Below are 13,555 nucleotides of genomic sequence, written 5' to 3' on the forward strand. Positions count from 1 at the left end.
CAAGTGGTCAGTTTATCTCATCTACTATATCACCATAATAAGCCTTATAGCGTTAGTCGCTTTATAAATTTATCATGATAACTTTATCGCATTTGAGCAGTTTTTGCGCCCTGACAGGCAATTTCAGACACCTGCGATACTTTGCGCGTCATCTATAGGCGCTGCTCAGTAAAACTGTTATTATTCCCAATCTTATATGAGCATACAAGGGACAATTGAGCCATGCCAAAAAATACCTCTTATTCGTTACCAAAAGACAGCAAAGCATGGCAACAAGCCGTCGACTCTATTGCGGCATTATTACCTGATGATACCAATTTGCAAGATTTTGATGCGCTACAGTCGCTGCCTGTTTTTGCACTCATCGTAGTGCTGCCGACTCAAGTGTCAGCAATGGATATTCATCGATATATTCAGTCGTGGGTCGATGAGCAACCAAGCTGGCATTTGGTGACCGTTGCCGAAGACACCGATGCAAACTTTGTTAATATCACGGTTTCTGATACAGAGCCAATGGCAGCAGATGCGCAACGTCTTCCCTTTACACAGGCGCAAGTATTCCGCTATCTACTGGTGCCAGTAACCGACACTCTCATGCACCCTGGCAAGAAGACAGCGGCGGCTCATATCATCGATGATCAATTGACCACGCGCTTGCGTCATGACTTGACCGAGCAATATAAAAACACGCACAGCGCGGATATTGCGGACGACTTAAATGTCGTTGATTGCCATATTTTATCTGTCGGTCATATGCTGCGTACCCACAAGCTTGCCTGCTTTGATATGGACTCAACGTTGATTGAACAAGAAGTCATCGTAGAACTGGCAAAAACAGCGGGAATTGGTGAAGAAGTCGAAGCCATCACTGAGGCGGCCATGCGCGGTGAGATTGATTTTGATGAGTCATTCGCTCAGCGTGTGGCGTTATTAAAAGGCATCTCAACGGATGTGCTCGATGATATATGCAGCCGCTTAACGCTATCTGTAGGCGCTCGCACTACCATCAGCGCACTAAAAGCCTTGGGCTATCATACGGTATTGGTGTCTGGCGGCTTTACTTATTTTGCCCGTTATATCGCTGAGCAATTGGGTATTGATGAAGTCCATGCCAATGCATTAGACATCGACGAAGGTGAAGTCACTGGTCATGTACAATTACCCATCGTTAATGGTGCCAAAAAAGCCGCTATTGTCGAACATACTGCTGAGCGTTTGGGTATCGAGATGTCACAAGTGGTCTGTATCGGTGACGGTGCCAATGATTTGCCGATGATGGCGATTGCTGACTTGGGGGTCGCGTATCATGCTAAGCCTATTGTGCAAGCACGTGCTGATGCAGCAATTAATGTGACTGGTCTAGAAGGCGTGCTCTACGTGCTTGGCTATCCCGCACTTGCTCCTACTGAGTAATGTCTAAATGCTGGACACACTATAAAAAGCTAGGTTAATGTCTTTGTCATTAGGGTCTGTTGAACATTCAAATATTAGGACTGCTGATCGCTAAAATCGTCCCAAACTAGGCGTAAACCGACGATAATGTCGAGACCTTAGCTAGGTTTACAACAACGTTTGGGGTGATTTTAGTATCAGCCTTTCAGGGCAGGGCTATTTTTTGCCAATACATGGAGAAATTGTCTAACCTAGAATAACTAGGCGTCAAAAATTTCACTGCGTATTGTCTAAAAAATAGCCACTGCCAGTTCCACATTTGAATATTCAACAGACCCTAATCTGGCTTTTATAGTTATAGTTTTTATATTTTGTTGCCACTGACTATGGCGCTATTTTAATAAAACCATTTGAACCTTACTGCCTGAGCATGACTTTAGTCTAACTCATGACTTTAATCTAAGTATTGGCACTCACCTTCAACGCTCATCTCAAATCACTCAAGGACTGTCCATGACGGCACCCCAATCACCCAAACCAAGCGAGTCGTCAGTGCCGCAACCATTAGATACCAGTGTGACTACTACTGACAGTCCAAAACAGCTATTAGGCGTTTACTTCAAAGGTATGGCCATGGGCGCGGCTGATATCGTGCCTGGTGTCTCTGGCGGTACTATTGCATTGATTGCAGGTATTTACGAGCGCCTGATTAATGCACTTAGTAGCATTGGCCCCCATCTGTGGCAGATATTCCGCCAAGAAGGTGGCATCAAAGGTCTAGTTGCAGTTTGGCGACAAGTGGATGCCACTTTTTTATTATGTCTGCTACTCGGTATTGCCACCAGTTTTTTGACCTTGGCTGGTATGATCAAGCATCTACTGGACAATGAGCCATTATTGATTTGGTCATTCTTTTTTGGGCTGGTCGTCGCAACCGTATTTATTTTATTAAGCGAAATTAAGCGCTGGAACATAGGGCGAGCAATACTGTTTATCATTGGGATAGTAACAGCTGTTACTATCAGTAGCTTGCCTTTACTGACCACCACTCCAAGCTTACCTTATCTGTTTTTTGCCGGAGCCATTGCTATTTGTGCGATGATTTTACCGGGTATTTCAGGATCGTTTATCTTACTGTTGATGGGAGCGTATGATACGGTATTGGAGGCTGTCCATACTCATGATTTCACCGTCATTTTTACTGTTATGGCGGGTATGGCAACGGGATTGTTATTATTTACTCGTGCGCTTAAATGGTTATTGTCTCGCTATTATCAAGCTACATTAGCCTTGCTCACAGGCTTTATCGCCGGATCTTTGGTTAAAGTCTGGCCGTGGAAAGTCGACGCCTTAGGTTCTCTAAATAGCGAGGCGATCACCAATGTCATGCCATGGCAATATCCTACTGGCGCGCACTGGTTAAGCACAGTCGGACTTATGCTACTCGGTGCTATTTTGGTGTCGCTATTGTCTTGGTGGGGCAACCGTACCAATCGAGCTTAGCCCTGCCTCAAGCTTGTATTAATCTCATCTAGAATTAACAAAACCTTCTCCTCGTTCCCAATAAAAAGCGCCCATTCTTACGGCGCTTTTTCTAGCAACTCCCTACGCTAAATGGTCAAAATCATTCAAAAAACCAAACGTCAACGGTTGTCGCAAAGTCGCATACGCCCTCTTCAGCTTTGTTCAATAACCTTTCATAATAGACTCATTGGAATTCACCTTATGAATAGCGAGATGAATGATGTTACTGACTATTTTTTCTTTTATCGGTGTTGATGCGTGGAGCAGCGCGGCATGGCTTGGTTATGGGGTGCTAGCAGGTGTGGTCGTGACACTTGCTCTCTCATCGCATCGTTGGCTCTTACTATATCTGTTTGGCGGTATGGTCTACTGGCTGAGCGTCGAAGTTATCCAAAATATCTTGTCAGGTCGCCCTACACTATCAGAGCTTTCAGAATGGCACAGCTACGTCATCGCTATTGGAATAAGCTGGCTACCTTTGGCGGTCTGGGTGCTGTATCGAGCATTACGCTACGATGATGTGAGTCAGTCGGTCAGTCAGCAGCGCGAGTTGGAAGCGGCTCGCTATGTCGAGCACACACCTGTCTACGACGACGATTATCAGCCGCGTTTTCATTAGACAGCTAAACAGAAAGCCATCAATCAGAAAGTAGATAATCAAAAATCAAGTAATCAAAAACACAGATTCCAAGCAATCGGTCAACCTTAAACGACCAATGTTACAAGATACTTAACACGCTCTACTTAACTCCTAAAGAATTGATACCACTCAATAGTTTATAATCTAATTATATATTTATCATAAAAACTGGTATAAAGTACGCTTTATTTTTATGCCCCACCCTTTAGGAGTTCCACTATGTTTACTATTCCTGTATTAGATATCAAATCTGACCCATTAGATGCGTTATTGGCCGTGGTTGGTTATCGTTTGTCTATGCTAGCTGATAGCGACAATGAAGACATCAAAGCACTATTTGCTGATCGCAAAGTCACGATTGAATTTGCCAGTACTGAATCTGATATTGCCCGTTCTTTTAGCTTTGATAATGGACAGTTTAGCCAACATAGCGGTCATGCAAAAGAAGCGGATCTAACTATCAATTTCAAAGACTCTATGACTGGCGTTAAGCTTTTGACCCAAGGCAGTCTGCCTGCTTTTATGACAGCAGTACAAGAAGGCAACCTGAGCATCGAGGGTGATTACAGTCTAATGATGTGGTTCAACAAGCTTGCCAAACACATCGTGCCAGCCATTCCAGAAGAGTGTAAGCCTTATCTTGATAAAGCCAAACCTTATGCCTATAAAGCACAGAAATTTGCTGAGCATTGGGTTGGTGTTGCTAAGCATAAATTGGGTAAATAGTCAGACATAAACAGTTAAATAAATGAATAGCCAGCAATGACTATTGATGTGCCTCTAAGATGTTTCTAATGTGCTTAATTGTAGCCATTTTAGATACTATCTAGTCGCGTTCTGACTTTCTAAAAAGGTTGCGGTATACTATATCGCAGCCTTTTTTATTGTTTTAGAACCATTAAATATTTTAAAACAATAAAAGACGCAAATATCCATATTTTTAATACCGTTATAAAAGGACTTATATTATGGCAGGACTGCTTAGTATCTCAGAACCTAACGCCGACAGCCAAACTGACACACTTAACAATCAAGCCGATACAACCAATGACTTATTGGCGATGCTAGCCACAGACGCGATTAAAACAGACCAAAACGTGACCAGCAAACACAGCCGTGAACAAATTTCTCAGCTCTTTGATTTGCCTTTGATGGATTTATTATTACAAGCACAAACCATTCACCGTCAACATTTTAAAGCGAATGAAGTGCAAATCAGCACCTTACTGTCTATTAAAACAGGTAACTGCCCAGAAGACTGTGGCTATTGCTCGCAATCAGGTCATCATCGCGATACCACCAACCTGCAAGCAGAGAAACGCATAGAAGTCGATAAGGTCATTGCCGCTGCTAAACGTGCCAAAGCCAGTGGCTCGTCACGCTTCTGTATGGGTGCGGCGTGGAAACATCCTAGCGCCAAAGACATGCCCTATGTGGTTGAACTGGTCAAAGAAGTAAAAGCGTTAGGTCTTGAGACCTGTATGACGCTTGGTATGCTTGATACCAATCAAGCAACGCAATTGGCGGATGCAGGATTGGATTATTACAATCATAATTTGGATACCTCGCGCCGCTACTATGAGCAAGTTGTCAGTACGCGCAGCTATGACGAGCGCTTAGATACTATCAATAACGTGCGCAACTCAGGTATCAATGTCTGTAGCGGCAACATCGTTGGTATGGGTGAAAGCCGTGACGATCGCATCGACTGGGTACACGAGCTGCTAAAAATGCCCAAAGCGCCAGAGTCGATTCCGGTCAATCTATTAGTGCCCATTAAAGGCACCCCAATTGGCGATAAGGTATTAGCAGAAGGTCAGCTGCCTGTACTTGAGTGGATTCGTACCATTGCCGTGGCGCGTATTTGCTGCCCAACCAGCTATGTGCGCCTGTCGGCTGGTCGCGAAAGCCTATCTGACTCTGAGCAAGCCTTGGCCTTTATGGCGGGTGCTAACTCGTTCTTTTATGGCGACAAGTTATTGACGACCGGAAACGCCAGTCAATCAGGCGATGACAGACTCATGCGTGAGCTTGGCCTAACAAAGCAGTTTGCCGCACCAAGAGCGCCTAGAGTATTGCCTGTGATGGATGCGATGAACGGTCATCAAACACAAGTCGTGATGGCTGATTAAGGCCTGATGAACACATTCCACTTTACCGTATAACCAACTAGCAGTAGACAATCAAAGCTGAGTAAGAGAAACCTAGATGGCAGACTATTTTAACTGGATTAAAGCAGCACACATTATTTCTATGGTGTGCTGGTTTGCGGCGATTTTCTATTTGCCACGCCTGTTCGTTTATCACGCGATGAGCGATGATAGCATTAGCCAAGAGCGCTTTACCATTATGGAGCGCAAGCTCTATCGCGGTATTATGACACCATCGATGATAGCGACATGGGTATTTGGTCTATGGATGTTAGGTCTAGGCTGGGATCTGTATAAAACTCAAGGTTGGCTACACGTTAAGCTCTTGCTGGTCGTACTACTGTCTGGCTATCATGGCGCATGCGGCTTTTATCGTAAAAAACTGATGGATAATCCACATTATAAGTCGCATAAATTTTGGCGCTGGTTTAATGAAGTGCCAGTATTTGCTTTGGTCATTATCGTAATTTTAGTGGTGGTAAAACCTTTCTAAAATTAGCGCCAAAACCAGAAGAATAATTGATACTTACCAATCAAAAGCGTCCGCCACTTTATCAGTGACGGACGCTTTTTTATTATCCTAATATACCAAAGGCATTTGACATAGCCAATCGTATTTTATGACTTGCTGTCAAACATTAGAGCTTAAACACTAGGGCGCATGATTTGATAAACATTGCTCAAATCATAAACCCGATAACGAGCAGGTTCGCGGCGGTTTTCTCCAGCGTAGCTCAATATCAATGCTTGCTTGGCACGCTCATCGACCCAGCCTACAAATAATCCACTGTGCTCGACACCGTTATAGCCATGATTGATATAGTAGAGCCAATCCCCGACTTCAATCTCGCCACTATTGGCGTACGGACCTTGACCATAAGTCCCTTTATGCACCGTATCGCGCGTCACCCCTGCTCGTTTAAATACCGCATCCAGATAATCCCAACAGCCGCCTTGAATAATCGAGCGCTCGTTCAGTGCCATTTTGCGCGCTGTACTCACCACCTCACGCGCTGCCATATTGCTTTGCGTCTCAGCATTGCTGAGCAACGGTAAATACTCACTATCGACGTTGTCATAATTACCGGATAAAAATGCTGGTAGCGCGCTAGGTGTTTGACGTTGTACGTCAGGATAACGATAAGAAGTATTGACAGCTGGCGGATTCGCGTAAGGGTTGTTATTGGAATAAGTGGTGGTTGAATAAGAGGGAGTACTAGTTGGTCGAACATTGACAGGGCTTGATCGATAGCTGCCAGCACGTTGAATCGTAGAGCGTGTACTCACTTTGGCAGCAGGTACCGCAGCATGCGTTGGTGTATAACGGGCACTGTACTCAGGCTGGACGGATTTTTGTGCAATAAGCGCGCTCATACTATCTGCATGGGCTTTACCTACCATACCGACAGTGAGTAATAATAGACTGCACGACATACTACATGACGTTGTGACCGACGACATAGACACTGGCAAACGCGACATGACTAGCTCCTTGTCAATAGCATCGCAATGATAGCATTAACAATAATAGGGGTTGGATTTCCAATCCTATTTATAAACTATTTAAGCGTGCATCTGCAAGCATTATTCCTTTTTCATTGACGATAAAAGGTATAAAAAGACAGACTAATGGTAGTAGAAACAAAGGGGTTTAGACAAGCAATAAAAATGTAAGTACGAATAATACAGGGGTAGGATAGAAATTTTTTAGAAAAGTATAAGCTCACAATTATAAGGCTAGGGCGTGTCCTCATTTTTAAAATGAGGACACGCCCTAGTAAAGACGCTAATCGCTGCTCATCTTGATATTCACATGGCGCTTGCCCAATGCTTGACCTTGCAAAATAGCTTTGGCAGCAGTTGCTTCTTGGGCAGTATCGAAGCCGCTAATATGGTACTTACGTACATTGTCACTATCGCAAATTTGTAGCTGTTCGCCGATAAGCTTGACGTCATCACTATCGGTCAAATGGATGTGCTCACGCTTACCATTATTGTCATGCACCAGCTCGCCAGCTCGCACCCATAAAATGCCGTTATTAATAACGCCACTCATGGCCTTTTTGCGTTGTTGGCGTTGCTTATTAAAAATAAAGCTCCCGATAATAAGCAAGGCAAGCGCACCAATAGCTAAGCGCTCAGAGAGTAAACTCATGGCCATGGCCACTGCAACTGCACCAATAAGCAATGCTGACCCAAACCAAAACAGACCATTATCAGCCGTTTGCGGTTGAGCCTGCAGAGTGATTTTGGCACCATCATCAGTCAGCTTGAGCATGCGTTACTACCTGTTGCAGAACCACTGTTTTTTGAGAGACAATTATCTTTTAAAAGACAACCATATGTTTTGGGAAACAACTATCTGTCAAAAGACACTTAACTATCAAAGATTAACGATAGCATCAAAAAAATATGTAATTATCTTAGACATTAACAGTGAATTACCAGCCTAACGCTGTTTTTTGCATCGCAATAAGCTCTGCAATGCCTTTTTCTGCCAGTATCAACATATCGTCTGCTTGCGCACGGGTGAATGGCTTTTCTTCTGCCGTACCTTGTAGTTCAATGAACTCACCTTTCTGAGTCATCACCACATTCAAGTCCGTATCACAGCTGGCGTCTTCTTCGTAATTTAAATCTAGATACGCTTTGCCATCTTTCATACCAACAGAAACCGCAGCGACCAAGCCAATCAATGGATCGGCTTTCAGCTTTTTGGTTTTTTGGATACTTTCTAACGCATCGATGAGCGCGATAGCTGCGCCAGTCACACTAGCGGTACGAGTACCACCATCTGCTTGCAACACATCACAATCAAGATAAATGGTGTTTTCGCCCAGCTTGCTTAAGTCAATCATGGCACGCAAGCTACGACCGATGAGACGTTGAATTTCTTGCGTGCGACCTGACTGCTTACCACGTGCCGCTTCGCGTTGATTACGGGTATTGGTCGCTCGTGGCAACATACCGTATTCTGCCGTGATCCAGCCCTTACCCTTACCTTTGAGCCAACGCGGTACACCTGATTCAACACTGGCTGTGCAGAGTACTTTGGTATCGCCAAAGCTGACTAATACAGACCCTTCAGCATGCTTAGTATAATGGCGCTCAAAGCTGATCGAGCGAAGTTGGTCAAGCTCACGATTGTCAATACGCATAAAAATTCCTAGTACGATGTTTTAAAAGCAATGTCATAAGATAAGGGGTCTGTCATTATTTGGGTAGTAGCCAGTACTTATTTAGCGAAACACTCAAGTTCCGAAACTCTTGCATTCCAACATATTGAAACTCCGAAATAAAGGATAACTGGATGCCTTAGCAGACCTAAATATTACGACATCCTAACGTGGCGACGGCGCAATAGCAAGATTCACTCAAGCTATTACGCCGTTGTTGCCATTAAATGTGGCGCTTACTTTATTCTAAACCTTCCATCTTACGCAATTCTTTACGGAGGATTTTACCCACGTTTGATTTTGGTAATTCGTCAACGAACTGCACGTGACGCGGACGTTTGTAACCAGTCAACTGCTTTTTGCCAAAATCAAGCAACTCCTGCTCAGTCACATCGCCTTTTTTGACCACAAATATTTTTGGTTCTTCGCCACGATCATCGTTCGGAATACCAATAGCACCGCACTCTACCACACCTGGATGCTCGCTCATGGCTTCTTCGATTTCGTTTGGATAGACGTTAAAGCCAGAGACCAAAATCATGTCTTTTTTGCGATCAACAATTTTTATAAAGCCTTTTTCGTCCATGATACCAATATCACCCGTTTTTAAGTAACCGTTGACAGTAAAACTCTCGGCGGTTTCTTCTGGACGATTTTGATAACCAATCATCACCTGCGGGCCTTTGACACAGATTTCACCACGATCGCCTAAGGCGACTTCATTTTCATCATCATCAATCAGTATCACATCGGTGCTAGAAGCCGGAATACCAATTTTACCCGTAAATTCAGCGATGGTCATCGGGTTAAAAGCAACCACAGGGGATGTCTCAGACAAACCATAACCTTCGACGATAGGTAAACCAGTGATTTTATGCCACTCTTTTGCCACACTTGGCAATACCGACATACCACCGCCAATCGAGGCTTTTAAGTTAGAGAAATCTAGGTCGGCAAAGCTGTCTTTATGTACCAAGCCATTAAACAAGGTATTTACCGCAGGGATAAAAGCAGGTTTGTATTTACCCATCTCTTTGATCAAGCCGTCAAGATCACGTGGATTTGGAATAAGTAAACCAGCACAACCTTGGTACATGCTATACATCCCACAAACCATAAATGAGAACACATGGTATAGCGGTAGCGCCGTCAAAAGAACATCAGTAGCTTCGATATCATCTTCAAAAGCGCTGTCCATGAGCGCACTAATCTGTAGCATATTGGCTATTAAGTTGCCATGAGACAACATCGCGCCTTTAGCAACACCGGTCGTGCCGCCAGTATACTGCAACAACGCCACATCGCTTAGATTCATGTCAGGGCGCTTATACTCGCTAGCTGAGACCGCATTTAGCGCATGCTTAAAGCTGGTGCTCTCTGGCAAACTATAAGACGGAATCATTTTTTTGACATGGCGAGCGACGAGGTTGACCACAGTTCCTTTCACCGTGCCGAGCATATCACCGAGCTTACAGACAATGACGTGCTTGACCTGACCTTTGTCTTCTGCCTCTTCGTAAGTCTTGGCAAAGTTTTCGACGATAAACAATGCTTTGGCACCACTGTCATGCAACTGGTGTGACAATTCGCGGCTGGTATACAACGGATTGACATTGACCAACACCATACCTGCCCGAATGATGCCTAGCATCACAATAGGATATTGCAAAATATTGGGCATCATCGCCCCTACTTCGTCGCCTTTGACCAGTCCTAACGACTGTAAGTAACTGGCTATCTGGCGACTGTATAGGTCTAATTGCTTAAAGCTAATAGAGGCGCCCATACAGATATAGGCAGGTTTTTGTCCATACCGGCTAAAGTTGCGTTCGAACACTTCAAGTAAAGAGGTACTGTCATCTGGCATATCGATAGTCGCATCGATATTGTAGCGCTCGTAAGCATTCAGCCAAGGACGGTCACTAGCTATCGTCGGCATCGTAGGAAAGGTGTTGGTCTCAATTGTTGACTGAGCATCTTTAGCCGCGCTGTCGTTTGTTGTCTCTTTATTGATATTGTCCGTCATAACTTCCCCTAAATATTACCGTTAAAAAGATAGAATAATTTGATGAAAATATCCTGAACGTCAGGATTGTTTATGTATTCCAATAAATGAACAATCCTGACATTCATCACTAAGCCTACTACAAACTAGGCTAAAAAGTTAAACCGCTAATACGTTTTTACGACGATAATCATGCCAGCTCTATAGCGCCAAACTCATACAATTCTATCGCTAAATAAGAAAATATATCGGCAGGCACTATAGCAGTTCTGCTAGGGCGTGTCTTCATTTTAAAAATGGTGATAAAAATGAGATAAATTGCCGTCAAACAAGGAAAATAGCGCAAATGATATCGGGATATTAACCAGCTATTTGACGATTTTTGGCAAGGTTTAGCTATAGTCAAAATACCCCAAAAACACGATGATACTGCTGATATTAATTTTTTGTAGCCTCTCTCTACACAGGCACAGCAAGCAAAACAAATTGATATCAGCAGTGCGTGATGTATCGATATTACTTTTCACAGACTATATATTTAGCCCATTTAAATGACTATCAAGTGAATTGAAGACACGCCCTAACCATTCTCTATGAATACTGGCAAAACACTCTGGTAGAAACAAACAAAAATGATAAGGCAGTATAAAACCGGCCTTATCATTTTTGGTCATCACGAAATTTTATACCACGATAGTTATTATCAGCTCCAATAAAAGGCAGCTGATAACAAACTGTCTAGCATTAACTATTGATTATCTAACCGTGGTTTTTTTCTTCAAGAACTCGTAAATCTTTACGTAGGATTTTACCAACGTTAGATTTTGGTAGCTCATCAATAAATGCAACATGGCGAGGACGTTTGTAACCAGTTAGGTTTTCTTTACCATAAGCGATGACTTCTTCGGCTGTCAGGCTGTTGTCACTACGTACCACGTAAATCTTCGGTACTTCACCGCTCTTCTCATCATCAACACCGATAACACCACATTCCAAAATCTTTGGATGCGTTGACATGGCGTCTTCAACTTCGTTTGGATAGACGTTAAAGCCAGACACCAAAATCATGTCTTTTTTGCGATCGACAATTTTAAAGTAACCTTCTTCATCCATCACACCGATATCACCAGTACGGAAATAACCGTCTGAAGTCATGACTTCCGCCGTCGCATCTTCACGCTTCCAATAACCTTTCATAACCTGCGGGCCGCGAACACAAATCTCGCCACGCTCACCAAGGGCCACTTCATTGCCTTCTTCATCCAAGATAGCCATATCAGTCATAGGCATTGGCAAACCAATGTTACCGGAGAACTCCCCTGTACCATGCGGATTTGCTGAGGCAACAGGAGAGGTTTCTGACAAACCATAGCCTTGTACAATTACATTACCAGTAATCTTCTGCCATTTTTCGGCCGTGTCTTTCAATACTGCCATGCCGCCGCCCATAGACATCTCAAGCTTGCTATGATCTAGCGCTTGGAAAACTTCGCTGTTGGCCAGGGCATTAAACAGGGTATTAACCGCAGGGAAAAATGCTGGTGGATAGTCTTTATAAGCTTTGATCAAGCTAGCACCATCGCGTGGGTTTGGCACGAGCAGACCGATACAACCACGGTATAGGCCAAACATGCCACACACAGTAAATGAGAAAATATGATATAGCGGCAGAGCAGTCATAATGACTGGCTGCTCATTACTACCATCGAACTTATCAAAAGCATCACCTAGATACGTATCGCTTTGAATCAGGTTGGCCACCAAGTTACCATGGGTCAGCATCGCACCTTTTGCCACGCCCGTAGTACCACCCGTGTACTGAAGTACCGCGACGTCGTCGAGACCGATATTATTAGGGCGTTTATAGCTTTTGGCTGGGAAGCGATGTAGGGCTTTTTTGAACTTAACGCTGCCTCTAATATGATAATCAGGCACCATTTTTTTGACATGACGCACAACGGTATTAACGATCAGACCCTTTAATGGGCTCATCAAATCACCCATGGACGCTACGACCACATGATCAACCAAGTCCTTGCCAATATCTTCATAGGTTTTGGCAAAGTTCTCTAAAAGAATCAAAGCTTTGGTATCAGAATCTTCTAACTGATGCTCAAGCTCCTTGGTGGTATAAAGCGGATTAACGTTGACCAAGGTCATGCCAGCGCGAAGTACACCCAATACAGAAACGGGTAACTGCAAAATGTTTGGCATCATGACCGCGACTTTATCGCCTTTTTTTAGCCCAAGTGACTGTAGATAGGCAGCAATTTGTTTGCTATAGCAGTCTAAATCTTCGTAAGAGAGCTTAACATCCATACATACGAACGCAGTTTTGCCTGCGTGGTTGATGAAGTTCTGCTCAAGTACGTCAATTAAAGAGGTGTTGGCAGCTGGCATGTCAATATTGTACTGAATACCAAGTTTTTCGTAAGTTTTGACCCATACCTTGTCATTACGACGAATGAGGTTACCTTGATTTTCCATAATCTTATCTCTCCTAGTAATAATAATGCGTTATCGTCCACCCATACCAATCACAGAGTGATAAACATACGAAACATCGGAGCGCAAGCGAACCCTCTTCAGGGTGGCAAGGCTGACGACGTCGACGTATGGTGATGAGTAAACAATGTAGCAGTAAATAGCCCTTTGTTCTTTAACATAC

Annotated in this window: 11 protein-coding genes; 6 read left to right on the plus strand and 5 right to left on the minus strand. The window is 43.7% G+C overall.

Annotation, left to right across the window (positions count from 1 at the left end):
- Positions 1 to 222: 222 nt before the first annotated feature.
- From serB to hemJ, 6 genes are all read left to right on the plus strand, one after another.
- Complete coding sequence (gene serB, locus ACMFL8_RS12420) at positions 223 to 1,413, plus strand: phosphoserine phosphatase SerB (protein ID WP_413191157.1); 1,191 nt, start codon at positions 223 to 225, stop codon at positions 1,411 to 1,413.
- Between the two features lie 492 nt (positions 1,414 to 1,905).
- A complete protein-coding gene (locus tag ACMFL8_RS12425) occupies positions 1,906 to 2,895 on the plus strand; it encodes a DUF368 domain-containing protein (protein ID WP_413191158.1) in 990 nt (329 codons plus the stop codon).
- 238 nt (positions 2,896 to 3,133) lie between these two features.
- Positions 3,134 to 3,535: an AciT family ciprofloxacin tolerance protein gene (gene aciT / locus ACMFL8_RS12430; RefSeq protein ID WP_413191159.1), complete on the plus strand. Its 402-nt coding sequence runs from the start codon at positions 3,134 to 3,136 to the stop codon at positions 3,533 to 3,535.
- A 240-nt stretch (positions 3,536 to 3,775) separates the two neighbouring features.
- Complete coding sequence (locus ACMFL8_RS12435; protein WP_413191160.1) at positions 3,776 to 4,282, plus strand: SCP2 sterol-binding domain-containing protein; 507 nt, start codon at positions 3,776 to 3,778, stop codon at positions 4,280 to 4,282.
- A 335-nt stretch (positions 4,283 to 4,617) separates the two neighbouring features.
- Positions 4,618 to 5,688, plus strand: a complete 1,071-nt coding sequence (gene bioB / locus ACMFL8_RS12440) for a biotin synthase BioB (RefSeq protein WP_189585824.1) — start codon at positions 4,618 to 4,620, stop codon at positions 5,686 to 5,688.
- 76 nt (positions 5,689 to 5,764) lie between these two features.
- Positions 5,765 to 6,199 carry a protoporphyrinogen oxidase HemJ gene (hemJ, locus tag ACMFL8_RS12445; RefSeq protein ID WP_413191161.1) on the plus strand — a complete coding sequence of 145 codons (435 nt, stop codon included), beginning with the start codon at positions 5,765 to 5,767 and terminating at the stop codon, positions 6,197 to 6,199.
- Positions 6,200 to 6,351: 152 nt separating this feature from the next.
- On the opposite strand, the gene ACMFL8_RS12450 is transcribed toward hemJ, so the two are convergent.
- The 5 genes from ACMFL8_RS12450 to ACMFL8_RS12470 form a co-directional block, all read right to left on the minus strand.
- Complete coding sequence (locus ACMFL8_RS12450) at positions 6,352 to 7,188, minus strand: hypothetical protein (protein WP_413191162.1); 837 nt, start codon at positions 7,186 to 7,188, stop codon at positions 6,352 to 6,354.
- 304 nt (positions 7,189 to 7,492) lie between these two features.
- Positions 7,493 to 7,984, minus strand: coding sequence for a hypothetical protein (locus tag ACMFL8_RS12455; RefSeq protein ID WP_201591880.1), 492 nt, complete (start codon positions 7,982 to 7,984; stop codon positions 7,493 to 7,495).
- A gap of 163 nt (positions 7,985 to 8,147) precedes the next feature.
- Entirely contained in the window at positions 8,148 to 8,864 is a 717-nt protein-coding gene (rph, locus tag ACMFL8_RS12460; protein WP_025652276.1) for a ribonuclease PH, read from the minus strand.
- Positions 8,865 to 9,123: 259 nt separating this feature from the next.
- Entirely contained in the window at positions 9,124 to 10,908 is a 1,785-nt protein-coding gene (locus ACMFL8_RS12465) for an AMP-binding protein (RefSeq protein ID WP_413191163.1), read from the minus strand.
- Between the two features lie 738 nt (positions 10,909 to 11,646).
- The gene (locus tag ACMFL8_RS12470; protein WP_201591871.1) at positions 11,647 to 13,374 is read right to left on the minus strand and encodes an AMP-binding protein; all 1,728 of its coding nucleotides are present in this window, start codon (positions 13,372 to 13,374) and stop codon (positions 11,647 to 11,649) included.
- Positions 13,375 to 13,555: the final 181 nt, after the last annotated feature.

It is taken from the genome of Psychrobacter sp. AT9, assembly GCF_047272965.1.
Classification (GTDB): Bacteria; Pseudomonadota; Gammaproteobacteria; order Pseudomonadales; family Moraxellaceae; genus Psychrobacter; species Psychrobacter glaciei.

Coding starts and splice junctions, on each gene's coding strand:
- ACMFL8_RS12450 (WP_413191162.1), bottom strand. CDS start 7,188: ATGTCGCGTTTGCCAGTGTCTATGTCGTCGGTCACAACGTCATGTAGT.
- serB (WP_413191157.1), top strand. CDS start 223: ATGCCAAAAAATACCTCTTATTCGTTACCAAAAGACAGCAAAGCATGG.
- bioB (WP_189585824.1), top strand. CDS start 4,618: ATGCTAGCCACAGACGCGATTAAAACAGACCAAAACGTGACCAGCAAA.
- hemJ (WP_413191161.1), top strand. CDS start 5,765: ATGGCAGACTATTTTAACTGGATTAAAGCAGCACACATTATTTCTATG.
- ACMFL8_RS12425 (WP_413191158.1), top strand. CDS start 1,906: ATGACGGCACCCCAATCACCCAAACCAAGCGAGTCGTCAGTGCCGCAA.
- rph (WP_025652276.1), bottom strand. CDS start 8,864: ATGCGTATTGACAATCGTGAGCTTGACCAACTTCGCTCGATCAGCTTT.
- ACMFL8_RS12470 (WP_201591871.1), bottom strand. CDS start 13,374: ATGGAAAATCAAGGTAACCTCATTCGTCGTAATGACAAGGTATGGGTC.
- ACMFL8_RS12455 (WP_201591880.1), bottom strand. CDS start 7,984: ATGCTCAAGCTGACTGATGATGGTGCCAAAATCACTCTGCAGGCTCAA.
- ACMFL8_RS12465 (WP_413191163.1), bottom strand. CDS start 10,908: ATGACGGACAATATCAATAAAGAGACAACAAACGACAGCGCGGCTAAA.
- aciT (WP_413191159.1), top strand. CDS start 3,134: ATGATGTTACTGACTATTTTTTCTTTTATCGGTGTTGATGCGTGGAGC.
- ACMFL8_RS12435 (WP_413191160.1), top strand. CDS start 3,776: ATGTTTACTATTCCTGTATTAGATATCAAATCTGACCCATTAGATGCG.